The following is a 26,272-nucleotide window of genomic DNA, read 5'->3' on the forward strand; positions in this document are numbered from 1 at the left end:
CATGCCTATCGACGAACTCTTCAGTCTCTATCCGCTGGCCTTTGTCATCACCGCCCTGCTGCTGGGGCTGGTGGTCGGCAGTTTTCTCAACGTGTTGATCTGGCGCCTGCCGAAAATGCTCGAGCGCGAATGGCGCCAGCAGGCTCACGATGTGCTGGGGCTGCCCGGTGAAGCGCCGTTGCCCACCTACAACCTGATGCTGCCGCACTCGCAATGCCCGCACTGTGGCCACCGGATCCGCGCGTGGGAAAACATCCCGGTGTTGAGTTACGTGTTCCTGCGCGGGCGCTGCTCAAGTTGCAGCACACCGATCAGCAAGCGTTACCCGCTGACCGAACTGGCCTGCGGCCTGCTCTCGGCGTTCATCGCCTGGCACCTGGGTTTCGGCTGGCCGGCGTGCCTGCTGATCGTGCTGACCTGGGGCCTGTTGGCCATGAGCCTGATCGACACCGAGCATCAATTGCTGCCCGACGTGCTGGTGCTGCCGCTGCTGTGGCTGGGATTGATCGTCAACAGCTTCGAGCTGTTCGTGCCGCTGCACGATGCCCTGTGGGGCGCGGTGCTGGGTTACATGGCGCTGTGGTCGGTGTTCTGGCTGTTCAAACTGATCACCGGCAAGGACGGCATCGGTCACGGCGATTTCAAGCTGCTGGCACTGCTCGGGGCCTGGGGCGGCTGGCAGATTTTGCCGCTGACCATCCTCTTGTCCTCGCTGGTGGGCGCCGTGCTCGGGGTGATTTTGCTCAAGCTGCGTGACCAGAAAACCTCGACGCCGATCCCCTTCGGCCCGTATCTGGCAATTGCCGGCTGGATTGCCTTGCTCTGGGGTGGTCAAATAACCGGCTTCTATTGGCAGTTTGTCGGTTTGAAATGAATACCCCTGTGGAAAAACCCTGGATTCTCGGCCTGACCGGCGGCATCGGCAGCGGCAAAAGCGCCGCCGCCCAGCACTTCATCGACCTCGGCATCCATGTGGTGGACGCCGATCACGCGGCGCGCTGGGTGGTCGAACCGGGCCGTCCGGCGCTGGCGAAGATCGCCGAACACTTCGGCCCCGATGTGTTGCAGGCCGACGGCACGCTGGATCGTGCGGCCCTGCGCAAACTGATCTTTGAGGTGCCGGAGCAACGGCGCTGGCTCGAAGCGCTGCTGCATCCGCTGATCGCCGAGGAAATCGCCCATCATCTGGCGCAGGCACAATCGCCTTACGCGATTCTGGTCTCGCCGCTTTTGATCGAATCCGGGCAATACGCGATGACTCAGCGAATCCTGGTGATCGACGCCCCGCAACAACTGCAGATCGAACGCACCTTGCAGCGTGACCAGACCAGCGAACAGCAGGTTCAGGCGATCCTCAAGGCCCAGTCCAGCCGCGAAGACCGCGTCAGCCGTGCCGACGACGTGGTGGTCAACGACCGCGACCTCGCCTGGCTGCACAGCGAGGTCGAGCGCCTGCATCACTTTTACCTGACTTTATCCGGAGGCCAGTCATGAGCCAGATCCCAACCGTAGAATGCCCAACCTGTGGCGCCCCCGTGGAATTCACCCCCGAGAACAAATTCCGGCCGTTCTGCTCGGACCGCTGCAAACTGATCGACCTCGGCGCCTGGGCGTCGGAAGAACACAAGATTCCCGTGGCCCCGGATGCCGAGGACGAACTGTTTTCCGGCGATTTCGATCCGCGTCACTGATCCCGTTCAGGGCCGCATGAAGCCGTAGTCCTGATCGTCGTCGAGGTTTTCCGCCAGGAAGCGCAACTCGTCGGCCAGTTCTTCGGCGTTGCGCACCGCCTTGCTCTGCTGCACCACTGCACTGAGCAAGGCGCGCAGGCTCAGGCCCGGATCGAACCCCACCTCCTGTGCCATCTCCAGACTCTGCCGGGTTTCCTGCCTCGCCCACTCGTACACGCTCATACCGCTGCTCCTGAAGGAATTTGGCCGAGCATGAAATGCGGCGCGCTGGGTGGATTTGATGTGGATCAAGACTTGGGATCGTCGTCCTTCCACGGCGCCGAAAGGTAGCGTGTGCGGTTGAAGGTCTCCAGCCATTCCGGGCAGAACACCACCAAGGCACTGACCACCATGCCGTTGATGAAGGCTTCGGGAAAAATCAGCAACCACAGGTAACCGATGAAATCCTCCAGCCATTCCGGCATGGCAAAGAGGCCGTCGTACCAGAGCAACGTCAGGCTCAGCGTCAGGCAGAACAACGCCGACAGCGCGGCGGCAAAAAAGCCGGAACAGAAGATGTACACGAACGGATTGCGCGGCTGCGCACGCTCGACCAGGATCGCCACGCATTCGGTGATCAGCACCGGCACCAGGATCAGCAAGGCGCCGTTGACCCCGACGGCCACCAGATCCTGACGCCCCAACAGCACCAGTCCCAGTTGCGCCACCAGTCCGCCGACGATCGCCAGCGGCCAGTCCAGCAGCAGCGTCACCGCTGTCATGCCGATGAAGTGGTAAGACACCCCGGTGTCGAAATCCCTGCGCACCAGCCACAGCAGAAACAACGCGAACACTGTGCCGAACAGCAAATGCTGACGACGGTTGTCGCTGAACAGCTCGACCCACGGTGCGCGGACAATCGCCCAGAGCAGCACCGGCAGGTAAATCAGCCATCCGAAAGTAAGACTTGTCGATGACAGCAGTTCTGCACCGATCATGATCCCATCACCTTCATTCGCACCGCAGACTCCCTTGATTGGCGCTCCTGCGGCGAAGTCTACACCTGCGCGGCGGGACATCTGCCGATGCAAAGCTTTCTGCTTGTCGCAATTGAACGCTAAGCTTGGGCCTATGGATGACTCAGATTATTTACGCCTGCTGACCATCGCGGCCGAGCAAGCCAACGCCTTCCTGTCCAATGCCCGCAAATGGGAGCGTGAGCGTTGGGTCTGCCAGCGCCTGCTGCAAGGCTTGAATATTCCTTATCGCGCCGACGAATTCGCGCCCGCCGGTGAGCCGCCGGACGTGTTGTTTCGCGACGCCAATTTCGAGGTGTTTTTCGTCCTCGACGAGGGCCGTCGGCTCAACGACGAATGGCGCGATGAGCTGCAACGGCGGCGCAGTGCGTTTTCCCTCAGCCAACTGGTGCGGCGTGAAGCCAAGCCACGGCGGATTCCGGCCAATGAATTTCTGCTGAGACTGGCGCCGACCTTGCGCAAGAAAGCGCACAACTACAAGGAACGCGGCATGGATCTCGGCGAGCTGGACATCATTGCCTTCGCCAGCCTCAAACGCGAAGTGCTCGACCTGAACAGCCATTTTCCGCCGCCCACCGAATACCTGCGTCAGGGCTGGCGCTCGCTGTCGCTGGTCGGGCCGACCTTTGCCCGAGTGCTTTTCGCCCATCCCGATGCCCCGGATTTCCTGCGCGGCAACCTGGGGCGCAGCATTGTGTTCGATGTCGGGATCAGCCTATGACACCACTTCAACAATTGATTGCCGATGTCCCGCGGATCGGATCCGTGCGCTGGATTGGCGTGCGCCCCGAGTCACGGGGGCCGATGCTCGCACTCGATGCGGTGGAGGCGCGGCTTGAAGCCGGGCTCACCGGCGATCACGCTCGGCCCGGGTTACGCAATGCGCGGCAGGTGACGCTGATTCAGTGGGAACACCTGGCCGTGATCAGTGCCCTGATGGGCCGGTCCGCCGAACAACCGGTCACGCCTGAAGATCTGCGGCGCAATCTCGTTATAAGCGGGATCAACCTGTTCAGCCTCAAGGGGCGGCGCTTTCGCATTGGTCAGGCGATTTTCGAAACTACAGGCTGGTGCCAGCCGTGTGCGCGTCTGCAAAACAACCTTGGCCCCGGAACGTTCCAGGCCGTGCGCGGGCATGGCGGAATCACCGCGCGAGTGTTACAAAGCGGGATCATTCGCCTCGGGGACAGTGTGTCTGTCGAACCGGTCCCGGACAGTGGCTATGCTGCGTTCAATCCCGGTTGAAAACCGCTGTAGCGTGTTCTCATTCAGTAACGTCTACCTGACGAGGCCTTTATGACCAGCCGCCTGAACCCCGAAGACCAGAAGCATGTCGAAGAGTACCTGCAGTTGTCCCAACACCGTGTCGAGCGCCGGCCATTCCGGCCGTGGATGCTCCTGGTGCTGGTGCTGGCAGTGACCATTGGTCTGGGCCTGTTGAGCCGATTTATCAGTTACCTGACGCTATGAGCTGCATCGCGCTCGCTCGGGTAGCCGTACCGATTTCCTTTCAAAACCTTGCGAGCTATCCCTATGTCCCATCGTATTGTCATTGTCGGCGGCGGCGCCGGCGGCCTGGAGTTAGCTACCCGTCTGGGTAAGACTCTGGGCAAACGCGGCACCGCCAGCATCATGCTGGTCGACGCGAACCTCACGCACATCTGGAAACCGCTGCTGCACGAAGTGGCCGCCGGATCGCTGAACTCTTCCGAAGACGAACTCAACTATGTCGCCCAGGCCAAATGGAACCACTTCGAGTTCCAGCTGGGGCGCATGAGCGGGCTCGATCGTGAGCAGAAGAAGATCCAGCTGGCTGCCACCTACGACGAAAACGGCGTCGAGCTGGTCCCCGCACGGGAAGTGCCCTACGACTCGCTGGTGATCGCGGTCGGCAGCACCACCAACGATTTCGGCACCCAGGGCGCCGCGCAACACTGCCTGTTCCTCGACACCCGCAAACAGGCCGAGCGTTTCCACCAGCAACTGCTCAACCACTACCTGCGTGCTCACGCCGGGCAAACCGATGTGGTCCAGCAGATCAGTGTGGCCATCGTTGGCGCCGGCGCCACGGGTGTTGAGCTCGCGGCCGAGCTGCACAATGCCGCCCACGAACTCGCGGCTTACGGTCTGGACCGGATCAAACCGGAAAACATGCACATCACCCTGATCGAAGCCGGGCCACGGGTGCTGCCAGCCCTGCCGGAACGGATCAGCGGGCCGGTACACAAGACTCTGGAGAAACTCGGGGTCAATGTAATGACCAACGCCTCGGTCAGCCAGGTCACCGCCGACAGCCTGATCACCGCCGATGGCAACGAGATCAAGGCCAGTCTGAAAGTCTGGGCCGCCGGGATCCGCGCACCGGGTTTCCTCAAGGACATCGACGGTCTGGAAACCAACCGCATCAATCAGCTGCAAGTGCTGCCGACGCTGCAGACCACCCGCGACGAAAACATCTTCGCCTTCGGTGACTGCGCCGCCTGCCCGCAACCGGGCTCCGATCGCAACGTTCCACCACGGGCCCAGGCTGCGCACCAGCAGGCGTCGCTGCTGGCCAAATCGCTGAAATTGCGCATCGAAGGCAAGACCCTGCCGGAGTACAAATACACCGACTACGGCTCGCTGATTTCGCTGTCGCGTTTTTCGGCGGTGGGTAACCTGATGGGCAACCTGACCGGCAGCGTGATGCTCGAAGGCTGGCTGGCGCGGATGTTTTACGTGTCGCTGTACCGCATGCACCAGATGGCGCTGTACGGGCCGTTCCGCACGGCGATGCTGATGCTGGGCAGCAAGATCGGACGCGGCACCGAGCCGCGCCTGAAGCTGCACTGATGTAACACCCTGTAGGAGTGAGCTTGCTCACGAAGACGGTGGATCAGTCGATAAATGCATCGGCTGACCCGCCTCATTCGCGAGCAAGCTCGCTCCCACAATGTTTTGTGTTTATCGAAAGATCTGTTTCCTACTGTATCTGCCCCCCGCTTTCCCCACCTTCGCTTACAAACGCCCCGCTCCTCGACACAGACGCGATACACCGCCACCGCTTAATGGCCACACCCGAGCACACCTGCTCCGGCTTGATCGCCCTTAACGTGTGGTTGCGCTGTGCAACCGAAGGAGAATGCAATGTCCCGTACTTCGAAAATCGGCAAAAACTCCCTTGGCCTGGTCGGTGCCGTACTGGCCGGCGGCCTGATGCTGTCCGGCTCGGTGTTCGCCGCACAACCGCTGGCCCAGGGTTATATGGTCGCTTCGGCCGAGACCTCGGTGAAAACCCCGGAAGGCAAATGCGGTGAAGGCAAATGCGGCGATGCGTCGATGGCCAAGACCGACACCGATGGCGACGGCAAGGTCTCGCGCGCCGAATTTCTGAAGGTCGCGCCGAAGTCCGACTTCGACAAGATCGACACCAACCACGACGGCTTCATCGACGAGCAAGAGGCGTACAACAACGTCAAAGCCAACTTCGAAGCCAATGGCAAGAAAATGCCGAAAGGCCTGTTCGAACACCTGAAAGACCAGGACGGTGCCTGATTTTTCAGACGCCCGACAAAACAAAGCCGCGCTTTCCCTGATGAGAAGCGCGGCTTTTTCACGCCTGCATGATTACAGCTGGAAGCGCCGCACCATGCCTTGCAGGGCGTTGGCCAGTTGCGACAGCTCATGGCTCGACGCGTTGGTTTGATCGGCACCCGCCGCCGAGCGCACCGACAGATCGCGAATGTTCACCAGATTGCGATCCACTTCCCGCGCCACCTGCGCCTGTTCTTCGGCGGCGCTGGCGATCACCAGATTGCGTTCGTGGATTTCGTGGACCGAGGCCGTGATCGTCTGCAACGCTTCACCGGCCCGCTCGGCCAGCACCAGCGTGGTGGCCGCCCGCGAGGCACTGGCCTGCATTGATTCCAGCGCCAGGCTCGAACCGCTGCGCATGCCCTGCACCATCTGCTCGATTTCCTGGGTCGATTGCTGCGTGCGATAAGCCAGCGCCCGGACTTCGTCGGCGACCACGGCAAACCCGCGTCCGCTTTCCCCGGCCCGAGCCGCTTCGATGGCGGCGTTGAGCGCCAGCAGGTTGGTCTGTTCGGCGATCGCCCGGATCACGTCCAGCACTTTGCCGATGTCCTGCGACTGATTGGCCAGTGATTGCACCAGCTCGCCGGTGTGTTCGACTTCGCTGGCCAAAGCGTTGATGGCGCCGGCGGTTTCGCTGACCCGCTCCTGGCCCAACTGCGCGGATTCGCTGGACTGGCGGGTGGCGTCGGACGTCGACACCGCATTGCGGGCGACTTCCTCGACCGCCGTGGTCATTTCGTTGACGGCGGTGGCGGCCTGTTCGATTTCGTTGTTCTGCTGTTGCAGCCCTTGCGTGCTGTCGTGGGTGACCGCGCTCAGTTCGTCGGAAGCAGTCGCCAGTTGCGTGGCCGAGCCGCTGATGCCCTGCAGGGTTTCGCGCAGGTTCTGCTGCATGGTCGCCAACGCCTTGAGCAACCGGCTGACCTCATCGTTGCCGTGGGTTTCGATCGGACGGGTCAGATCGCCTCTGGCGACGTGTTCAGCAGCGTCGACGGCGGCGCTCAGGGGGCGAACGATGCTGCGGGTCAGCAACATGGCCAGGGCCACGGTCGCCAACGCCGCCAGCGCGATGAACAGGGTCACGATGGTGCGCGAGGTTTCGTAGTGGGCGGCAGAGTTCTGGCTTTCGGCGGCGACCTGGCGGGCGAACAGGTCGGCCAGGTCATTGAGTTGTTTGCCGGAGCCGTCGACCACGGTTTTCATGTCGACCAGCAGCAGCTTGGTCAGCTCATCGCGCTTGCCTTGTTCGGCGAGGGTGAACGACTGGGCGATGCCGGTGCGGTAGGCAGCAAAGGTTTTCTTGAACTGATCGTACAACTGCTGCCCTTCCGGGGTTGTTACCAGCCGGTCGTAGGCGGCGATTTTTTCGCTCAGCTCCTTGTCGCGGGTGTCCATCTGGCTGCGGTACGTGGCGATGTTGGCCGGATCCTGATCCAGCGCCATGCGCAGGGAAATGGTGCGGATGCGCAACATGATCTCGCGAATCTCGTCGCCGCCGCGAATGCTCGGCAGCCACTGTGTCTCCACCGCCACTTCACTGTCGCGGATGCTCGACATCTGCCCCAGCGCAAACACCCCGAGCAACGCCACCAGCACCGCGATCAGGGCAAAGCCCAGGGCGGCACGGGGAGCAATATTCAACTGACGAAGCAACATGACGAACGCCCTTTTTCTTGTATTGGCCGGATGCAAGGGGCGATCGATGGCAGGCCCCTTTAGTTAGCGGGCTATCGGCAAGTTGTATGACGACTTGAATGAAACATTTCCGGAGGGCAAAAAAAATCCCCGTATCTTTCGATACGAGGATTTTTAATATGGTCGGGGTAAGGGGATTCGAACTCCTGACATCCTGCTCCCAAAGCAGGCGCGCTACCGGACTGCGCTATACCCCGGTAAAAAAAAGGCGATCTTTCAAAGATCGCCTTCTTCGATCAGCGCTTTTGGCCTCTGATCTTAAGATTCGATCCCAGTGTTACCTGGTTTCAAAAATGGTGGGTCGTGTGGGATTCGAACCTACGACCAATTGGTTAAAAGCCAACTGCTCTACCAACTGAGCTAACGACCCAAAAATGGTCGGGGTAAGGGGATTCGAACTCCTGACATCCTGCTCCCAAAGCAGGCGCGCTACCGGACTGCGCTATACCCCGGTTTGAAATTGGCTCCGTGACCAGGACTCGAACCTGGGACCCAATGATTAACAGTCATTTGCTCTACCGACTGAGCTATCACGGAACTACATATTTCAATTTACAACGGTGAAACTTGCAGCTTCTCGACATCGTTTTCGCATCGCTGCGTTCGTGTGTCTGAGGCGCGCTATTCTACAACCTAGAACACCTCTGTCAACCCCCTAAATTGCTTTCAAGTTAATGATTTGCAACTTATTTCAGATTTCTGCCCAGTGAGCTGAAACCGTCTTGGTGACTGACTGCGGGGCGCACTTTACAAGCCTTTTCCTTTGAGTTCAACAGCCTAACGAAAAAAAAGGCCTCGCAGTGCGAGGCCTTGATTACTTCACCACCGTCGAGCGTCAGTTGAACGTGATCTCGTCGTTCTCCACGACGCCGGTCGCGGTCTCGCCCGGCAGGAAACGTCCCGACAGGATCAACTGCGCCAACGGGTTCTCGATCCAGCGCTGGATCGCCCGCTTCAGCGGCCGTGCGCCATAGACCGGGTCGTAGCCGACGGCAATCAGCTTGTCCATCGCTTCCGGGCTCAGCTCCAGCTTCAGCTCGCGCTCGGCCAGACGGCTGCGCAGACGGCCCAGCTGGATCTCGGTAATGCCCGCGATCTGATCCCGCGCCAATGGCTCGAAGATCACCACTTCGTCGACCCGGTTGATGAACTCCGGACGGAAGTGGGTGGAAATCGCATCCATCACCGCTGCCCGTTGCGCTTCACGATCGCCTACCAGTTCCTGGATCTGCATCGAACCCAGGTTGGAGGTCATGACGATCACGGTATTGCGGAAATCCACCGTACGGCCGTGGCTGTCGGTCAAGCGTCCATCCTCCAGCACCTGCAGCAGGATGTTGAACACATCCGGGTGCGCCTTCTCGACTTCGTCCAGCAGGATTACCGAGTAAGGCTTGCGCCGTACCGCTTCGGTCAGATAACCGCCCTCTTCATAGCCGACGTAGCCCGGTGGCGCACCGATCAGCCGTGCCACGGAATGTTTCTCCATGAACTCGGACATGTCGATCCGCACCATCGCCTCTTCCGTATCGAAGAGGAATTCGGCCAGCGCCTTGCACAGCTCGGTTTTACCGACACCGGTCGGGCCGAGGAACATGAACGAGCCGCTCGGGCGATTCGGGTCGGACAACCCGGCACGGGAACGCCGCACCGCGTTGGCCACTGCAACCACCGCTTCGTCCTGGCCGATCACGCGTTGATGCAACAGGCTTTCCATCTTCATCAGCTTGTCGCGCTCGCCTTCGAGCATTTTCGACACCGGAATACCGGTCCACTTCGAAACGACTTCGGCGATTTCCTCTTCAGTCACCTTGCTGCGCAGCAGCTGGTTTTCGCTCTTGCCGTGCTGGTCGACCATTTGCAGGCTGCGCTCCAGATCCGGGATCACCCCGTACTGCAACTCGGCCATGCGGTTCAGGTCGCCTTTACGACGCGCGGCTTCCAGTTCCTGACGGGACTGTTCGATCTTTTGCTGAATCTGCGCAGAACCCTGCACCTCGGCTTTTTCCGAGTTCCAGATTTCTTCCAGATCCGAATACTCACGCTCGTGACGGACGATTTCTTCCTGGAGTTTTTCCAGGCGCTTGATCGCCGCTTCGTCGCTTTCTTTCTTCAGCGCCTGGGATTCGACTTTCAGTTGAATCAGGCGCCGCTCCAGACGATCCAGCACTTCCGGCTTGGAGTCGATCTCCATGCGGATGCGGCTGGCCGCTTCGTCGATCAGGTCGATCGCCTTGTCCGGCAGTTGCCGGTCAGTGATGTAGCGATGGCTGAGCTTGGCCGCCGCGATGATCGCGCCGTCAGTGATCGCCACCTTGTGGTGAACCTCGTAACGCTCTTTGAGGCCACGCAGGATCGCGATGGTGTCTTCTTCGCTCGGTTCGTCCACCAGCACTTTCTGGAAGCGCCGCTCGAGGGCCGCGTCCTTCTCTATATATTGGCGGTACTCGTTGAGCGTGGTGGCGCCGACGCAATGCAGTTCACCACGGGCCAGGGCCGGTTTGAGCATGTTGCCGGCGTCCATCGAGCCCTCGCCCTTGCCGGCGCCGACCATGGTGTGCAGTTCGTCGATGAACAGAATGATCTGCCCTTCCTGCTTCGACAGCTCGTTGAGCAGCGCTTTCAGGCGCTCTTCGAACTCGCCGCGATATTTGGCGCCGGCAATCAGCGCACCCATATCGAGGGACAGCAGACGCTTGCCGCGCAGGCCATCCGGCACTTCGCCGTTGATGATGCGCTGGGCCAGACCTTCGGCAATCGCGGTTTTACCCACGCCTGGCTCGCCGATCAGCACCGGGTTGTTCTTGGTGCGGCGTTGCAGAACCTGAATGGTGCGACGGATTTCATCGTCACGGCCGATCACCGGGTCAAGCTTGCCTTCTTCGGCGCGCTTGGTCAGGTCGACGGTGTACTTATCCAGTGCCTGACGCGACTCTTCGTGGTTGGCGTCGTTAACGGCTTCGCCACCGCGCAGGTTGTTGATCGCATTCTCCAGCGCCTTTTTGCTCACACCCTGGCCGAGCAGCAACTTGCCGAGCTTGCTGTTCTCGTCCATCGCGGCGAGCAGCACCAGCTCGCTGGAAATGAACTGATCGCCCTTCTGCTGGGCCAGACGGTCGGCCTGGTTGAGCAGACGCGCCAGATCCTGCGACATATTCACGTCGCCGGTCGGGTTCTGGATTTTCGGTAATTGATCGAGCTCTTTGGTCAGCTCTTTACGCAAGCTGTTGACGTCGAAGCCCACCTGCATCAACAGGGGTTTGATCGAACCACCCTGCTGTTCAAGCATGGCTTGCATCAAATGCGCCGGCTCGATGGCCGGATGATCGTGGCCGACAGCCAGGGATTGGGCATCGGACAACGCCAACTGCAATTTGCTGGTTAAACGGTCTATACGCATGGGTCACCTTCCTTTTGAGCAGGCCGGACCTAAAAACCATCCTGAATAAAGAAACCTGCCAGATACCGCTATAGATGCGGTCGATTCTGGAAGATTCAAGCGTCAGGGAGTTGATGCAGGTCAGACAAGCTTAGCGGGCGCCCAGCCTCGCAAATACGTTTCTCTTTTGGCGAGTGGCTGTTTTCGTCAGGCAAGGCGCCGCGACGAGTCATAGCCCGCTATGGCGAGGAGCGGCAACGCAGCATGATGTAAACAGACGCCGTCAAAAAGAAACAGTATTTGTGAGGCTGGGCGCCTCAAGCCAGACTAGGGAGGCGAAGCGACCAGTGCGCGATGCACGGCGATAAGAGAAGAAGCGCGGATCGGTCACGGTACAGAAACCGCCACCATAAACAGCGGTGACACCACGAGCCGCCAGACGCAGCCGCGCCAGCTTATAGATGTCGGCCATGAACTTGCCGGCGTTGTGGCTCGGGACAAAGGCTGTCTCGGCTTCGGGCAATTGATTGATGAAGACTTCCCGGACTTCCGGGCCGACTTCAAAGGCTTGCGGGCCGATGGCCGGACCGAGCCAGACCAGAACGTCTTCGGCGGGCACGTCCAGACTGTCGAGTGTGGCTTCCAGCACGCCGGCCGCCAGCCCACGCCAACCGGCATGAGCCGCTGCCACGCGAGTACCGGCACGGTCGCAGAACAGCGCCGGCAGGCAATCGGCAGTCATCGCCGCACACGCGATACCGGGTGTTGCCGTCCAGCTGGCATCCGCCGTGGCCACCACGGACGGATCCGCATGCGCCACGGCAATCCCGTGCACTTGCTGCAACCAGGCAGACTTTATAGAAAAGTGTTCGGTCAGACGCCGACGGTTTTCGGCGACGGCCTCCGGGCGGTCATCGACATGATCGCCCAGGTTGAGGCTGTCGAACGGCGCCTCGCTGACGCCGCCCTCGCGGGTTGTGACACAGGCCCTGACGCTGGCCGGCGCGGGCCAGTCCGGCGTCAGCCAGTTCATCCGATGAATGCCTCGCGATCCTGCTTGAGCAGAGTCAGCAGCCACACCAGATCTTCCGGCAGCGGCGATTCCCAGCTCATGCGCTCACCGGTGGTCGGGTGATCCAGCTCAAGGAACCGCGCATGCAGGGCCTGACGCGGGAAGTGCTTGAGGGATTCGACCATGGTCTGGCTCGCGGCCGGCGGAATGCGGAAACGACCGCCGTATGCCGGGTCGCCGACCAACGGGAAGTTGATATGCGACATGTGCACGCGAATCTGGTGGGTACGACCGGTTTCCAGCTTCACCCGCACGTGGGTGTGGGAGCGGAAGCGCTCCAGCACGCGGTAGTGGCTGACGGCCGGCTTGCCGCCTTCCATCACCGCCATGCGCTGACGCTGCTGGCCGTGGCGGCCGATCGGGGCATTGATCTTGCCACCGGCGGTCACTACGCCGATCACGATGCATTCGTAGATCCGGCTGACGCTGCGGCTTTGCAGCTGGGCGACCAGCTTGGTCTGCGCCTGAATGGTCTTGGCCACCACCATCAGACCGGTGGTGTCCTTGTCCAGACGATGCACGATACCGGCGCGCGGGACATTGATGATGTCCGGCACGTGGTGCAGCAAGGCGTTGAGCAAGGTGCCATCAGCGTGACCGGCAGCCGGGTGCACCACCAGGCCCGCAGGCTTGTTGATCACCAGAATGTCGTCATCTTCATAGACGATGTCGAGTTCGATGTCCTGAGCGACCCATTCACCCTGGGCCTCCTGCTCGGCAGTGAGCTCAAGGATGGCACCGCCATGAACGATGTCGCGCGGGCGGATGACCGCCCCGTCCACAGTCAGGCGACCTTCTTTGATCCAGGCGGAAAGGCGCGAGCGCGAGTGCTCGGCGAAGAGTTGGGCGGCGACTTGATCGAGGCGTTGGCCGCCCAATTCGGACGGCACCTCTGCGCGAAGTTCAATTTTATCGGACATGCTCGGACTGGGCGTCGGCTACAGCCTTTGGTTTCGGCTGCGCGCTTGTGGTTAAATACGGCGTCTTTTGCCCCGGGGCTTTTCAACGGGGCGCTCATCATAACAGGACGGCCCCGCCCAAGACAGCGGCCGTCATAGGGACGCAAGCCGCCATGCAAGTGAAACACCTGCTGCTGATCGCCATCCTCGCATTGACCGCTGCTTGCTCATCGAAGGAAGTCGTAGACGAAAACCTGAGTGAAGCCGAGCTGTACCAGCAGGCTCAACAGGACCTGGACAACAACAGCTACACCAGCGCCACAGCCAAGCTGAAGGCTCTGGAGTCGCGTTATCCGTTCGGTCGCTACGCCGATCAGGCGCAGCTGGAACTGATCTACGCCAACTACAAGAACGCCGAGCCGGAAGCTGCAAAATCCGCCGCCGAGCGTTTCATTCGTCTGCATCCGCAGCACCCGAACGTGGATTACGCCTACTACCTGAAGGGCCTGACTTCGTTCGACCAGGACGTCGGCCTGCTGGCGCGCTTCCTGCCGCTGGACATGACCAAGCGTGACCCGGGTGCCGCCCGCGACTCCTACAACGAGTTCGCCCAGCTGACCAGCCGCTACCCGAACAGCCGCTACGCGCCGGACGCCAAGCAGCGCATGATCTACCTGCGCAACCTGCTGGCGGCCTACGAAATCCACGTGGCCGACTACTACCTGACCCGTCAGGCCTATGTCGCCGCTGCCAACCGTGGTCGTTATGTAGTGGAAAACTTCCAGGAAACTCCATCGGTCGGTGACGGCCTGGCGGTGATGACCGAAGCCTACCAGCGTCTGCATCTGGACGAACTGGCGGCCACCAGTCTGGAAACCCTGAAGCTCAACTACCCGAACCACCCGAGCCTGCAGGACGGCCAGTTCGTGCCTCGTGTTGCCGAAGCCGACAACCGTTCGTTCCTGAGCAAGGCCACCTTGGGTCTGATCGAATCCCGTCCGCCGCTGCCGCCGGGAGAAACCCGCGCCAACCAGGACGTGCAGAAGCAGTTCCAGGACGCGAAAGACGCGATCCCGAACGAGCTCAAGCCAAAAGACGAAAACGGCGACGTGATCGAAGAGCCGGAACCGGAGTCGAGCGACAGCGACCGTTCCATCTTCAGCTACATGACCTTCGGTCTGTTCGACTGATCACTTCGGTGATGCCAAAAAGGGAGATCTTCGGATCTCCCTTTTTATTGCGGCGTGTGATTGGGCTGTGCGCTTGTCGGGTCCTTGGCTAAACTGCCGAATCATTAGCCGAAAAGCCGCCCATCATGCTTCGTTTACTGTTCTGGATTGCCTTGATCGCCGCTGCTGTCTGGTTGTGGCGCAAATTCAAGGCCCCCGCCTCGTCCACCCGATCGCCTCGCGAACAGGATGCCGCGCCGATGGTGCGCTGCGCCCATTGCGGCGTGCACCTGCCCCGCGACCGCGCGCTGAACCTTCAACAACAGTGGTATTGCAGCCAGGCTCACCTTGAGCAAGGCCCCGGTTCCAGTGATCGCTGAGGCCGACAACGCCGACAGCAAACAGGCCCAGCGACTGCTGCGTCTCTATCATCTGTACCGTTTGAGTGTCGGCATCACCCTGGTGTTGCTGATCTCCAGCAACATGGACAACCGCCTGCTGACCTCCGCCAACGACGAGTTGCTGCGCAATGGCAGCTGGTTGTACCTGGTGCTGAACATCCTGCTGGTGGTGTTCCTCGAGAATATCCGCCGCCCAGCCCAGTTGTTCGGCCTGGCACTGGTCGACATTCTGCTGCTGTGCGGTGTGTTCTATGCGGCCGGCGGTGTGGCCAGTGCGATTGGCAACTTGCTGATCGTCTCGGTAGCCATCAGCAACACCTTGCTGCGACGACGCATCGGCCTGCTGATCGCCGCCGTCGCCACCCTCGGCATCGTCGGGCTCAGCTTTCTGCTGAGTTTCAGCCATCCCCTGAGCGCCAACGACTATCTGCAGGCCGGCACCCTCGGCGCCTTGTGCTTCGCCGCCTCGCTGCTGGTGCAGGGATTGATGCGCCGTCTCGAAGTCAGTGAGAACCTGGCCGAGTTGCGCGCCAGCGAGGTCGTGGGGCTCGAAGCCCTCAACGCGCTGATCCTGCAACGCATGCGCACCGGCATTCTGGTGCTCGACGAACAGCGCCGGGTGCAACTGGCCAATCACAGCGCCAAAACCCTGCTGGGCCAGACACACCTTGAAGGCGACTTGATCGACGAGCACTCGAGCGCGTTGGTTGAACGCCTGCAACTGTGGCTGAACAACCCGACCCTGCGCCCGCAAAGCCTGAAAATCGCCGGCAATGGCCTGGACCTGCAGCCGAGCTTCATTGCCCTGGAACAGAGTCCGAATCGCCAGACCCTGGTGTTTCTCGAAGACCTCGCCCAGATCGCCCAGCAGGCCCAGCAATTGAAACTCGCCGCACTGGGCCGGCTGACTGCCGGTATCGCCCATGAAATCCGCAATCCGCTGGGGGCCATCAGTCATGCCGCGCAGCTGTTGCAGGAATCCGAGGAACTCGATGGCGCGGATCGGCGTCTGACGCAGATCATTCAAGACCACTCCCAGCGCATGAACCGAGTCATCGAAAACGTCCTGCAACTGTCCCGCCGTCAGCAGAGCGCACCGCAACGGCTGGATCTCAAACCGTGGCTGGAGCAGTTCGTCAGCGAGAGCCGCGAACAGGCCGGCGAGCGCCAGCACATTCACCTGCACATCGGCCCGGGGGATTTCCGCACGTTGATGGATCCCGGACAGCTCACGCAGATTCTCGACAATCTGTTACGCAATGGCTGGCGCCACAGTGCCCTTTTGCACGATCCGGCCGAGGTCTGGCTGACGCTGTTGATCGACCCCGAAAGCACGCTGGCCGTGCTCGAAGTGCAGGACAACGGCCCCGGCGTGCCGCTGGATCAACAGGCTCACCTGTTCGAACCGTTCTTTACCACCAGCAGCCAGGGCACCGGCCTTGGGCTTTATCTGTCCCGTGAGCTGTGCGAAAGCAATCAAGCGCGCCTAGACTTCAAATCACGCCAAGGCGGCGGCTGCTTTCGCATCACCTTTGCTCACGGACGGAAACAAAGTTGAACACGAGCCCACGGCAAAAAATCCTCATCGTCGACGACGAGCCGGATATCCGCGAACTCCTGGAAATCACCCTGGGACGGATGAAACTCGACACCTTCAGCGCACGCAATCTCAATGAAGCCCAGGCGCTGCTGCACCGCGAGACCTTCGACCTGTGCCTGACCGACATGCGCCTGCCCGACGGCACGGGCCTGGAACTGGTGCAGCATATCCAGCAACGTTATCCACAACTGCCGGTGGCAATGATCACCGCGTACGGCAGCCTGGAAACGGCGATCAACGCCTTGAAGGCCGGGGCTTTCGACTTCCTGACCAAACCGGTGGACCTGACACGCCTTCGCGAACTGGTTGGCTCGGCGTTGCGCATGCCGGCGCCGGGCAATGTCTGCACTTCGATCGACCGGCTGCTTCTCGGCGATTCACCACCGATGCGCAATCTGCGCAAGCAGATCGACAAACTGGCCCGCAGCCAGGCACCGGTTTACATCAGCGGCGAATCCGGCAGCGGCAAGGAACTGGTGGCCCGGCTGATTCATGAACAGGGCCCGCGCGCCAGCCAGCCGTTCGTGCCGGTGAACTGCGGGGCGATTCCGTCTGAGTTGATGGAAAGCGAGTTCTTCGGCCACCGCAAAGGCAGTTTCAGTGGCGCGGTGGAGGATAAACCGGGGCTGTTTCAGGCTGCCCACGGCGGCACGCTGTTTCTCGATGAAGTGGCGGACCTGCCACTGCCGATGCAGGTCAAGCTGCTGCGGGCGATTCAGGAAAAAGCCGTGCGCAGCGTTGGCGGCCAACAGGAAACCGTGGTCGATGTGCGCATCCTCTGCGCGACGCACAAGGACCTCGATGCGGAAGTGGCTGCCGAGCGTTTCCGTCAGGATCTGTATTACCGGCTGAACGTGATCGAACTGCGCGTACCGTCCCTGCGCGAACGTCGCGAGGACATCGAAGCCTTGGCCGGCCATATGCTCAAACGCCTGGCCAATGGCACCGGGCAGCCGGCGGCACGTCTTCATCCCCATGCCCTCGAGGCGCTGAAAAACTACCGGTTTCCGGGCAACGTGCGGGAGCTGGAGAACGTGCTTGAGCGGGCACATACCCTGTGTGAAAACCGCACGATCGAGGCAGAGGATTTACGTCTGAGTGAAGGAAACGGCACTGCTGAAGGCGGCATTGCCGATCTCACGCAGATCGACAACCTGGAAGACTATCTGGAAAGCGTCGAGCGCAAACTGATTTTGCAGGCGCTGGAGGAGACTCGCTGGAATCGCACGGCGGCAGCGCAGCGGTTGAGTCTTTCGTTTCGCTCGATGCGCTACAGGCTCAAGAAACTGGGGCTGGATTGAGGGCCCCTTCGCGGGCAAGCCCGCGAAGGCGATTTGTCAGTCATCGGAAGAAAAACTGACTAGATCCGTCCGGCCGGTGCATACGGCGCCGGATCAATGATCGGCGCACGCCCCAGCATCACATCGGCAAACAACTGACAGGACGCCGGCGCCAGCACCAGTCCGTTGCGGTAATGACCGCAGTTCAGCCACAGACTGTCAAACCCCGGAACCCGCCCAATATAAGGAATGCCTTCCGGTGAACCCGGTCGCAGCCCGGCCCAATGCCCCACCACTTCAGCATCGGCCAGCGCCGGCAACAACTCGACTGCCGAAGCCTTGAGGCTTTCCAGCGCGTTGTCCGTCGGGGTCTTGTCGAAACCTTCGTGCTCCAGCGTACTGCCGATCAGAATGTGCCCGTCGCGGCGCGGAATCGCGTAGCGCCCCTTGGCCAGCACCATGCTCGGCAGGAAATCCGCCGCGCACTTGTAGAGAATCATCTGGCCTTTGACCGGCTCCACCGGCAGCGACAGGTTCAAGGTCTTGAGCAGTTCGCCGCTCCACGCACCTGCGGTAAGAACGACCTGATCACCGGTGATCACACCCGTGGAGGTCTGCACGCCCACCACCCGCTCGCGATCACGGACAAACCCGCTGACTTCACACTGCTCATGAATCGTCACGTTCGGCAGCGCCTGCAACGCCGCTTTCAAAGACTTCACCAGCCGAGGATTGCGCACGTTGGCCACATCGGCCATGTAGATCGCCCGGGAAAAACCGCCACCGAGCACCGGCACCGCATCATGCGCCGCCGAGATATCCACAGCCCGCAGCGGACGGTTTTCCCGCGCAGCCCACGCCAGCGCTTCGGCTTCGTCATCCAGGTCCAGCCAGTACAGGCCGGTGGTGTGCACTTCGGGATCTACCCCGGTATCGGCAAAAAGGCGCTCACCCAGTTGTGGATAAAAATCCTGCGACCAGTGCGCCAGCGCGGTGACGGCCGGGCTGTAGCGCCAAGGATACAGCGGAGAGACGATACCGCCGCCGGCCCAGGACGATTCCTGGCCGACGTTCGAACGATCCAGCAGCACCACGCTGCCGACCTCGGAGGCGAGGTTGTACGCAGTGAGCAGGCCAATCACCCCGCCACCGACAATCACCACTTGCTGTTGCCTGGTCATGTTTGATCCAACCGTAAAAAAGACAGTGGGCGCAAATGGCGCCCGAAATAAAGCGGCTCAGCGGCCCCAGCAATCCTTGGTGGTCAGCCCGGTGGTCGCGTTGTTCATGCTTCTGACACCGGTGTTGGTAAGGGTGAAATCCCCGCACTTGTCAGTGGCCATGGCCGTGCCGGTCTTGCGGGTCGCGGTCAGCAGGAAGGTCTGATCGGTGATCGTCGGCGTGATGGTGTAGAAATCGTTGCCGGTGCTCAACCCGGTGACACCGGTGTAGACGTTGTTCTTCGAATAGAAACGCTCAAGGATCTGTGCCTGTTCCGACAAATTGCTGACTACGTCGGCACGGCGGCCCTTCTTCACGTATTCGGTGAGGCTCGGATAGCCGATGGTGATGACGATACCGATGATCGCAATCACGATCATGATTTCGATCAGGGTGAAACCTCGGTTGGATCTGCGCATGCCTCAACTCTCACTTACTGTATTTGTCGCCACATGATACGACGGCTGCCGCCGCCGGACTTTTCCACCAGGGTGGTGATGCCGCCACTGGAATCGTTCACGACCTTGCGTGATGCACCGTTGACGATGGCGTTCAGGGTCGGGATACCGCCGGTGAACACCACGCCGCTGGAAATCGTGTCGTTGCTGTCGACCACGCCATCGGCGTTGGTGTCGAGCACCGCGTAGTTGAGCATCTTACCGCTGAACGCATCGAGTTCGATCAGTTTGCCGGTACCGAAACTGGAACACGGGTCGGTGGTATCGACACTGGCCGTGGTGAACACGATGCGTCCCAGCACCAGACTGGCCTGGTTGATCACCCGTTCGCCGGTCAACGCGTTGTTGTACACCAGCGGCAGGTACCAGCCCTTCTCCGCCGGATAAGTCGTGTCGTTCTGGCTGGTGGTAACGAACTGCCCGGTACTGCCGGAGAACACCCCGGTAATCGCCTGCGCCTGCAAACTGCTGACTGTGATCTGGCCCGACCCGCCATCGGCATCCCACACCGAATAGAACGCCTGCAAATCCTTGTTGGTCTTGTCGGCGGTTTCGTTGAATTTGCCGGTGCCGACGAAAATCTGTTTGCCGCCCAGAGCGTTGTCCGCCAGCAACGGTTGCGCGGTGATCGGCTGAGTAGCCCCGCCAGCAGTGGTAAATAACGGCTTGCCGGAAAAAGCTACACCCCAACTGTCGGAGGAACTAGCGCTCAGATCGAACTTCCACAACCGTCCCTTCAAGTCACCGCCATACGCCGCCTGCACCACATTCTGCGAATTGACCCGCAGCTTCACCGAGGACAAACCGTTGGTGGTTTCCGAACTGTCGATGACGATTTTTTTGATCAGCGAGCCGTCACGCACATCCAGCACATACAGCGCCGCCACCCCGGAGTTGCTGCCATAACCATTGGCAATGAATGCCGCCCAGCGACCATCGGCCAAGCGTGCCACTTCCGGACGGGCATAGGCGTAACCCAGATCATTGAAAGCGTTGGAAGTACTGGCGGTGGCGGGCGCGCTGACTTCCCACAAGGCGCGGATAACGTTGCCCGCCGAGGCGTCGAACAGCTGAAGCCCGTAGAAACTCTTGCCCCCGGCCCCCGTCCCGCCGATGGCCAGGGTTTTCCACGCCGTGCCGAATTGCGCGTCGAACACACCGATCTGACCATCCACCAGAAACTTGTGGCTGACGCCGTTGACGTAGTTCGGATCGGCAATCAGGCGCAGCGAGGGCAATACGCTGGACGGCATGTAGGCATAGCGCCGGGTACCGTTGGCCGAGTTGATGACGCTGACAAAACCGTCGTTGGCGTTCACCACCAGGCTGGCATTCATGTTCGAAGCCTTGGTGGTCAGGTAGGTGCTGTAGGTGGTGTCACCGGCCAGATCGGAGGCGGTTTTTTCCGTAGGCGAGGCCAGCACCAGCGGCGAGTTGATGATGTCCCCGAGCAATACGCTGCGCACTTTGAGCCCGGCCTTGTTGGTGCCCTTGCTCCACTCGACCAGGTCGATGCCGCTGATGCCGGTGGGCAAACCCTGGCTGAGAACGGTCTGCTGGGCCGGGGAGAAATTGCCGTAAGCCAGCGTCACCGCCGCGTTGTTCAGGGTGTTCCACGACTGGTAGGTCGGCGCGGTAGCGCCGGGCACGATGGCGGTGTCGGTGGTCCACAATACCGCCGAGGTGTTGACTGCCCCGGCCGAGTTGAAGCCAAAGGACTTGATCGTGCCGCGCCAGTCCTTGGGGTCATAACTGGTCTGGAAATAACTGGTGCCGCTCGCCAGCGTCGTGCCACTGGCGACACCGCTGCCACCGGAACCGGCCTTGGAGGTGATGTCGCTCAACGCCGAGGACAGCGCGGCATTCAGGCCGGTGCTGTCGGTCGCCTGGTAGTAGCGGCCCTGTCCGTAATCGGCGGCGTCCGAGAGCATGTCGTTGGAAGCGGTAAAACCCACGGTGTAGGTGTTCATGTTCTGCCTGGGAAAGTCCACGGCATTCCAGCTCTTGCCCGCAGCGTCGGTGCCGGAGGAACGCATGTCGATATCGAAGGCGAACTTGGCGATATCGTCCAGATACAGCGTATCGCCCTCCCCGTCCCCGTTCAGGTTGTTCCCGTCATTGTTGATGCCGTCCCAGTTCGGCAAGCGGCTGCCACCCAGCGGGTCATTGTTCGGAAAGGTTCGGTCGTAGGTCGGCAAACCGTCGGTGATGACCACCCCGTAGTTTTTCTGGCAGCGGTACTGGATCGGGCTGGTGTAAGTGCTCGGCGTGCTGTTGTAGTACGGCGCCATCCCGCGCATGTAGCGGGTGATTTCGTAGTAGGTCTCGGCCAGCGGCGTGTTGGCCACCGCGCTCAGGCCGTTGATCGAGGAAATAAGTGCGTTGTAGTTGGTGTCGGCCTGGGCCTGGGTCACGCTGCCGCTGACCGGTGACAGGTCGCTGATGGAGCGGGCAATGAAACCACCGTTGCCAGGGTTATTGCTGGTGGCCGGGTTGAAGGTGGCCAGGCCCATGCGCAGGTTGCGGTTGCTGGTGACCAGTGCGGTGGAGACGTTGCGCGCCACGTTGATCCGGTAATCGTTGGGAATTGCCCCGGTGGTGAAGTCGCGTGTGCCGTTGTTGATCGCCAGCCCGACCACGTAGGAAATGTAATCCGCCGAATAGCGAGTGTTGCCGCTGCCCACCGGATCCGGCAGCTTCAGGCAGAGCGGCGTCAGACTGTTGTTGTAGAACGCATAGGCGCCGCCAGAGCAGCCGGAGGTTGGCAGACTCGAGAGAAAGATCGTATCGCCGGTAATGGCGGTCGAGCTCAGGCACAGGCCAATGACTGCGTTGCACTGGCGGGCCGCCGTGCGATCCACGGTCGGATCAAATCCTGTCGCATAGATGATGCTGTTCATGCTGCCCGAGTCGTCGATCATCAACATCACGTTCGGGGACACCGCAGCCGCGCTCAACAGCGGCGAATCGGACGGCGTGAAAGCAAACGCCGGTGCAGCCAGATAGAGCCCGGTCAGCATGCCAAGCAGCAGCGACAGCCACTTGAAGCGTCGCTCAGTACTTCGCATAGACACTCTCCACCACACTGCGCGAAGTACCGGCGATGCCGACGGCCGTGACCCGGTACAAGGTCGCCGAGGTGTTGCTCGGCACGTTCACCGCCGTCAGGGTCGTGCCGATGTTCTGCACCCCGTAGAACCCGCTGCCGGCCGCGATCCAGGTCACGCCCGACGTGGAGTTGAGCCCCGCCGCGCTGACCACCGAGGATTCCGCCGGCGGCGCACATTGGGTGGTGCTGGCGCACACCGCCAGCGCGTAGCCGTCCAGTTGCACCGCGCTTTCGCCGATGCGCAGCGCCGCCTCGGCAGTCTGGAACGATTGATTGCGCAGGCTCACGCTGCCGGCCATTTTTTCCTGCAGGTTGGCGCTCTGCATCGATGACAGGCCGATCAGCGTCAGAAGCAGCAGAAACACCAGGCTGACCAGCAACACCATGCCGCCCTGGGACCGTCGCCGATGGAGAGAAACATTCATCGCTCGCCCCTCACTGCAAGCGGTTGCGCAAGGCGGCAACCACGTTGAAGGTTTGATTGCGGACCCGGTTATTCGGGTCAGTGAGGGTCAGGCTCAGGCGCACGCTGCGGATCCGCGCGGGATCACCGGGGTTGGCGCTATAGGTGGACGCCGCCACATCGGTCGCGGAACTCGCAAGACCAAACATCACCGTGAACGCACTGACGTTGTTCACCAGCACCTGCTGGGCCGGGTTACCGCTGCCGGTCCCCATCAGAATCTGGTTGTTGCTGAAGCTGTAGACCAGCCGACGGATCGGAAACGCGATCTGGCCCGTCGCCGCCGCTCGCGCGCCGGTATAAGCGGTGGCGCTGTTACGGCAATCGGAGACCACAGTCCAGGTCGGTGTCCCGCCCGCACTGCCGACATCGGCGGTAACCAGGGTCAGCTTGAGGTTGGCGTTGTCCCAGCTGATCGGCGTGATCTGGGCCGCAGTGAAATCCCCCGTCGAGCTTGAATCGGTAATCGTGCCCAGGCAGCCGAACATACCCACCATGCGCAGCTCCTGGATCATCTTGCTCAGCACGAACCGCGCATCTTCCTGCATGGCGGCGGCGCTGTTCTGGCTGACGTAGGTGTTTTTCGCCGCCAGGAAAATCTGCACCACACCGAGCACCACGATCAGCCCCAGCGCCAGGGCGACCAGCATTTCGATCAGGCCGAACCCCAAGTTTTGGCGCTTCATGGCGTGGCCACCGGATCGACTGCGGCGCGGCTGGTCAGGACAAAGCTGCGGGGCGCACTGCTCGTATTGGCGGCGCGCGCATCACTCCAGGTGATGGTGATGGTGTACACGCGCTGATTGAGGGTGATGCTGCCGGTGGCGGTCGGGCCGCCGAAATTGACGATGTTGGTGGTGAAGTCGTAGAGATCCTGATCCCGGGCGACACTCAGATTACCCGTGGTCGGCGGTGTGACGGTGTAGTCGGCGCCCGAGTTGGCGCGTATCCGGTCCATCATGTCGTAGGCGATGAAACTCGCCTGGCTGGTCATGCGCGAGCTGTCGGTGTACTTCAGCGCATTGAGCTGAACCGCCGCCGCGCCCAGCAACCCAACCGTCAGAATCAACAACGCGACCAGCACTTCGATCAGCGTCATGCCCTCCTGTGCGTGCTTGCTCCCTGCCCTCATCCGCAACTTCCACCCAATTGAATTCGTCCGTTCAGACACACGTTCAGCGTCCTGCTTTGCGTTCCCAGCACATAACTGATGACCACCGCCGTGGACGGTGCCGCCAGTCCGCCCAGGTTGTTGAAATCCAGCGCGGTCACTCCAGAGGGTAGCGTCAGAGTCGCGCCGCTGCTCATCGCTGGAACAACCCGCAATACATTGGCCGGAGTGCCAGTACTGTCGTAGACCGACAGTTCGCCGGTCCAGACAGTGCCGCCGGCACTCGGCCGCAAGCGGGTAGTGACGCCCCGGTTAATCGCCTCGAGCCTTGCGTAATTGAGGGCCCGTTGCAGGTCGCCGACCTCGGTGTCGGCCTTGCTGCCCTGTACCGAACGGGTGAATGCCGGCACCGCCATCGTGATCAGGATCACAAACACCGCGAGCGCCACCAACAGCTCGATCAGCGTGAAACCTTTTGTACGATGATCCATCGATGCCCTCCGTTGCCGTCGGCTATACCTGTACAAACCTAGAACATTCGACCGGCATGCGTCGGTTGATTTACCGCGAACGGCGCACGGATTGCGCCGCTGTGCACAATCCAGGGAGGACGCGCACATGCCCCAACAGGGTTTCAGTCTGGTCGAACTGCTAATGGGACTGGCGATCGGCGCAATTGTTCTGTCGTTGGTCAGTCCGGCACTGGCGGACTTCACCGAATCAAACCGGCGGCAACAGGCCGCGCAGTCTTTACTCGACGGGATTCGCAATGCCCGGACCATGGCCATTACGCGCAACCAGAGCGTGGTGATTCATGGCATCAACGGTGATTGGGGCCAGGGCTGGCGGATCATTCTGGATATCAGCGGAAAGGGATCGGGGGATGCGGATAATCCATTGCTGATCGAGCAGGCGAGTGACGGACGGATACCGATTGTCGGCAACTGGCTGGTGAGCCGGTACATACGCTTCAGCAGCCTGGGCCAGCCACTGGTGCCGGACCGGAAGTTTCAGGCGGGGACGTTACATCTATGCTCGGCTCGCGAGCCGGTCAGCCAGCTTCAAGTTGTTCTGGCGGCGACCGGCCGCGTACGCCTGGCCAGTCAAAAGACTGAACAGGCGTTGTGCCGAAAGGATAAAGCGATCAGATCGAGCGAACGCGCAGCTCTTTAGGCATCGAGAACGTGATGTTCTCCTCACGCCCGGCCAGTTCGTCGGCGCCGGTGGCGCCCCAGGCCTGCAACTGCTGGATCACGCCACGCACCAGGACTTCCGGAGCGGAGGCGCCGGCGGTGATGCCGATACGCTCGACACCGTCGAACCAGCTCTTTTGCAGGTCTTCGGCGCCATCGATCAGGTAGGCCGGCGTGGCCATGCGTTCGGCCAGCTCACGCAGGCGGTTGGAGTTGGAGCTGTTCGGGCTGCCCACCACCAACACCACGTCGCATTCGTCGGCCAGTTGCTTGACCGCGTCCTGACGGTTCTGGGTGGCGTAGCAGATATCATCCTTGCGCGGCCCGCCAATGGCCGGGAAACGCGTACGCAGTGCGTCGATGACACGACTGGTGTCATCCATGGACAGCGTGGTCTGGGTGACGAAGGCCAGTTTGTCCGGGTTATGTACCTGCAACTCGGCGACATCCTTCTCGTCTTCGACGAGGTAGATCGCGCCGCCATTGCTGGCGTCGTACTGGCCCATGGTGCCTTCGACTTCCGGGTGACCGGCGTGGCCGATCAGGATGCACTCGCGACCGTCGCGGCTGTATTTCGCGACTTCGATATGCACCTTGGTCACCAGCGGGCAGGTGGCGTCGAACACTTTCAGGCCACGGCCGGCGGCTTCGGTACGCACAGCCTGTGAGACGCCGTGGGCACTGAAGATCACGATGACGTCGTCCGGTACCTGATCCAGTTCTTCGACGAAGATCGCGCCACGACTGCGCAGGTCTTCGACCACGAACTTGTTGTGCACCACTTCGTGACGCACATAGATCGGCGGCCCGAAGACCTCCAGGGCGCGGTTGACGATTTCGATCGCCCGGTCCACGCCGGCGCAGAAGCCACGGGGGTTGGCGAGTTTGATTTGCATGCGGTGCCTCGTGTCTTGCGCGCAAGAAATAGCGAAAACGGTG

General features: G+C 61.1%; 27 protein-coding genes and 4 tRNA genes. 13 read left to right on the forward strand and 18 right to left on the reverse strand.

Features of this window, described 5'->3' with window-relative positions; all coding sequences use genetic code 11:
* The first annotated feature begins 1 nt into the window (after position 1).
* Genes CAF90_RS23630 through yacG form a run of 3 tightly spaced genes read left to right on the forward strand, consistent with a single transcriptional unit; the run spans position 2 to position 1,691 of the window.
* Complete coding sequence (locus CAF90_RS23630; RefSeq protein WP_085608684.1) at positions 2–874, forward strand: A24 family peptidase; 873 nt, start codon at positions 2–4, stop codon at positions 872–874.
* On the forward strand, positions 871–1,494 hold the full coding sequence (gene coaE, locus CAF90_RS23635; protein ID WP_085608685.1) for a dephospho-CoA kinase: 624 nt from the start codon (positions 871–873) through the stop codon (positions 1,492–1,494). The genes CAF90_RS23630 and coaE overlap by 4 nt, the downstream gene beginning before the upstream one ends.
* Positions 1,491–1,691, forward strand: coding sequence for a DNA gyrase inhibitor YacG (yacG, locus tag CAF90_RS23640; RefSeq protein ID WP_007959585.1), 201 nt, complete (start codon positions 1,491–1,493; stop codon positions 1,689–1,691). The genes coaE and yacG overlap by 4 nt, the downstream gene beginning before the upstream one ends.
* A gap of 6 nt (positions 1,692–1,697) precedes the next feature.
* On the opposite strand, the gene CAF90_RS23645 is transcribed toward yacG, so the two are convergent.
* A complete protein-coding gene (locus tag CAF90_RS23645) occupies positions 1,698–1,913 on the reverse strand; it encodes a hypothetical protein (protein WP_085608686.1) in 216 nt (71 codons plus the stop codon).
* A 65-nt stretch (positions 1,914–1,978) separates the two neighbouring features.
* Positions 1,979–2,668, reverse strand: coding sequence for an energy-coupling factor ABC transporter permease (locus CAF90_RS23650; protein ID WP_085608687.1), 690 nt, complete (start codon positions 2,666–2,668; stop codon positions 1,979–1,981).
* A gap of 133 nt (positions 2,669–2,801) precedes the next feature.
* On the opposite strand from CAF90_RS23650, the gene CAF90_RS23655 reads away from it, so the two are divergent.
* From CAF90_RS23655 to CAF90_RS23675, 5 genes are all read left to right on the forward strand, one after another.
* Positions 2,802–3,428 carry a DUF1780 domain-containing protein gene (locus CAF90_RS23655; protein ID WP_007959580.1) on the forward strand — a complete coding sequence of 209 codons (627 nt, stop codon included), beginning with the start codon at positions 2,802–2,804 and terminating at the stop codon, positions 3,426–3,428.
* Positions 3,425–3,952, forward strand: a complete 528-nt coding sequence (locus tag CAF90_RS23660) for an MOSC domain-containing protein (RefSeq protein WP_085608688.1) — start codon at positions 3,425–3,427, stop codon at positions 3,950–3,952. Before CAF90_RS23655 ends, CAF90_RS23660 begins: the two co-directional genes overlap by 4 nt.
* A gap of 51 nt (positions 3,953–4,003) precedes the next feature.
* Complete coding sequence (locus CAF90_RS23665; RefSeq protein WP_007909875.1) at positions 4,004–4,177, forward strand: DUF3094 domain-containing protein; 174 nt, start codon at positions 4,004–4,006, stop codon at positions 4,175–4,177.
* A gap of 63 nt (positions 4,178–4,240) precedes the next feature.
* Positions 4,241–5,539: an NAD(P)/FAD-dependent oxidoreductase gene (locus CAF90_RS23670; RefSeq protein ID WP_064599500.1), complete on the forward strand. Its 1,299-nt coding sequence runs from the start codon at positions 4,241–4,243 to the stop codon at positions 5,537–5,539.
* Between the two features lie 294 nt (positions 5,540–5,833).
* Positions 5,834–6,241, forward strand: coding sequence for a hypothetical protein (locus tag CAF90_RS23675; RefSeq protein ID WP_007959573.1), 408 nt, complete (start codon positions 5,834–5,836; stop codon positions 6,239–6,241).
* 72 nt (positions 6,242–6,313) lie between these two features.
* Here the strand turns inward: CAF90_RS23675 and CAF90_RS23680 are convergent, their stop codons facing one another.
* From CAF90_RS23680 to rluD, 8 genes are all read right to left on the reverse strand, one after another.
* Positions 6,314–7,939, reverse strand: coding sequence for a methyl-accepting chemotaxis protein (locus CAF90_RS23680; RefSeq protein ID WP_085608689.1), 1,626 nt, complete (start codon positions 7,937–7,939; stop codon positions 6,314–6,316).
* A 159-nt stretch (positions 7,940–8,098) separates the two neighbouring features.
* Positions 8,099–8,175, reverse strand: a tRNA-Pro gene (locus tag CAF90_RS23685).
* Between the two features lie 97 nt (positions 8,176–8,272).
* Positions 8,273–8,348: transfer RNA gene (locus CAF90_RS23690), tRNA-Lys, on the reverse strand.
* Between the two features lie 5 nt (positions 8,349–8,353).
* A tRNA-Pro gene (locus CAF90_RS23695) sits at positions 8,354–8,430 on the reverse strand.
* 9 nt (positions 8,431–8,439) lie between these two features.
* A tRNA-Asn gene (locus CAF90_RS23700) sits at positions 8,440–8,515 on the reverse strand.
* Between the two features lie 298 nt (positions 8,516–8,813).
* Positions 8,814–11,378, reverse strand: a complete 2,565-nt coding sequence (clpB, locus tag CAF90_RS23705; protein WP_007959569.1) for an ATP-dependent chaperone ClpB — start codon at positions 11,376–11,378, stop codon at positions 8,814–8,816.
* A gap of 262 nt (positions 11,379–11,640) precedes the next feature.
* On the reverse strand, positions 11,641–12,390 hold the full coding sequence (pgeF, locus tag CAF90_RS23710; protein ID WP_085608690.1) for a peptidoglycan editing factor PgeF: 750 nt from the start codon (positions 12,388–12,390) through the stop codon (positions 11,641–11,643).
* Positions 12,387–13,349, reverse strand: a complete 963-nt coding sequence (gene rluD, locus CAF90_RS23715; RefSeq protein WP_007959567.1) for a 23S rRNA pseudouridine(1911/1915/1917) synthase RluD — start codon at positions 13,347–13,349, stop codon at positions 12,387–12,389. Before rluD ends, pgeF begins: the two co-directional genes overlap by 4 nt.
* A 152-nt stretch (positions 13,350–13,501) precedes the next feature.
* Between rluD and CAF90_RS23720 the strand changes: the two genes are divergently transcribed.
* From CAF90_RS23720 to CAF90_RS23735, 4 genes are all read left to right on the forward strand, one after another.
* Entirely contained in the window at positions 13,502–14,518 is a 1,017-nt protein-coding gene (locus CAF90_RS23720) for an outer membrane protein assembly factor BamD (protein ID WP_007959566.1), read from the forward strand.
* Between the two features lie 125 nt (positions 14,519–14,643).
* A complete protein-coding gene (locus CAF90_RS23725) occupies positions 14,644–14,877 on the forward strand; it encodes a PP0621 family protein (protein ID WP_039771683.1) in 234 nt (77 codons plus the stop codon).
* The gene (locus tag CAF90_RS23730; RefSeq protein WP_085608691.1) at positions 14,867–16,456 is read left to right on the forward strand and encodes a PAS domain-containing sensor histidine kinase; all 1,590 of its coding nucleotides are present in this window, start codon (positions 14,867–14,869) and stop codon (positions 16,454–16,456) included. Before CAF90_RS23725 ends, CAF90_RS23730 begins: the two co-directional genes overlap by 11 nt.
* The gene (locus CAF90_RS23735; protein ID WP_007959564.1) at positions 16,453–17,799 is read left to right on the forward strand and encodes a sigma-54 dependent transcriptional regulator; all 1,347 of its coding nucleotides are present in this window, start codon (positions 16,453–16,455) and stop codon (positions 17,797–17,799) included. Before CAF90_RS23730 ends, CAF90_RS23735 begins: the two co-directional genes overlap by 4 nt.
* Positions 17,800–17,858: 59 nt before the next feature.
* Here CAF90_RS23735 and thiO read toward each other — a convergent pair whose 3' ends face one another.
* From thiO to CAF90_RS23770, 7 genes are read right to left on the reverse strand one after another with little or no spacing between them, the layout of a single operon-like run.
* On the reverse strand, positions 17,859–18,959 hold the full coding sequence (thiO, locus tag CAF90_RS23740) for a glycine oxidase ThiO (protein ID WP_085608692.1): 1,101 nt from the start codon (positions 18,957–18,959) through the stop codon (positions 17,859–17,861).
* 57 nt (positions 18,960–19,016) lie between these two features.
* Positions 19,017–19,418, reverse strand: a complete 402-nt coding sequence (locus CAF90_RS23745) for a type IV pilin protein (RefSeq protein WP_039771691.1) — start codon at positions 19,416–19,418, stop codon at positions 19,017–19,019.
* A 14-nt stretch (positions 19,419–19,432) separates the two neighbouring features.
* Positions 19,433–22,525: a pilus assembly protein gene (locus CAF90_RS23750; protein WP_085608693.1), complete on the reverse strand. Its 3,093-nt coding sequence runs from the start codon at positions 22,523–22,525 to the stop codon at positions 19,433–19,435.
* Entirely contained in the window at positions 22,512–22,991 is a 480-nt protein-coding gene (locus CAF90_RS23755) for a PilX N-terminal domain-containing pilus assembly protein (protein WP_085608694.1), read from the reverse strand. The genes CAF90_RS23750 and CAF90_RS23755 overlap by 14 nt, the downstream gene beginning before the upstream one ends.
* A gap of 10 nt (positions 22,992–23,001) precedes the next feature.
* On the reverse strand, positions 23,002–23,715 hold the full coding sequence (locus CAF90_RS23760; protein WP_085608695.1) for a PilW family protein: 714 nt from the start codon (positions 23,713–23,715) through the stop codon (positions 23,002–23,004).
* On the reverse strand, positions 23,712–24,161 hold the full coding sequence (pilV, locus tag CAF90_RS23765) for a type IV pilus modification protein PilV (RefSeq protein ID WP_007959555.1): 450 nt from the start codon (positions 24,159–24,161) through the stop codon (positions 23,712–23,714). Before pilV ends, CAF90_RS23760 begins: the two co-directional genes overlap by 4 nt.
* Positions 24,158–24,631, reverse strand: a complete 474-nt coding sequence (locus tag CAF90_RS23770) for a GspH/FimT family pseudopilin (RefSeq protein ID WP_085608696.1) — start codon at positions 24,629–24,631, stop codon at positions 24,158–24,160. Before CAF90_RS23770 ends, pilV begins: the two co-directional genes overlap by 4 nt.
* Before the next feature lie 127 nt (positions 24,632–24,758).
* Between CAF90_RS23770 and CAF90_RS23775 the strand changes: the two genes are divergently transcribed.
* On the forward strand, positions 24,759–25,313 hold the full coding sequence (locus tag CAF90_RS23775) for a GspH/FimT family pseudopilin (protein ID WP_085608697.1): 555 nt from the start codon (positions 24,759–24,761) through the stop codon (positions 25,311–25,313).
* On the opposite strand, the gene ispH is transcribed toward CAF90_RS23775, so the two are convergent.
* Positions 25,285–26,229, reverse strand: a complete 945-nt coding sequence (gene ispH, locus CAF90_RS23780) for a 4-hydroxy-3-methylbut-2-enyl diphosphate reductase (protein ID WP_007959549.1) — start codon at positions 26,227–26,229, stop codon at positions 25,285–25,287. The genes CAF90_RS23775 and ispH overlap by 29 nt on opposite strands.
* Between the last annotated feature and the right edge of the window lie 43 nt (positions 26,230–26,272).

Source organism: Pseudomonas sp. B37(2017) (genome assembly GCF_002112885.1).
Classification (GTDB): Bacteria; Pseudomonadota; Gammaproteobacteria; order Pseudomonadales; family Pseudomonadaceae; genus Aquipseudomonas; species Aquipseudomonas paraglycinae.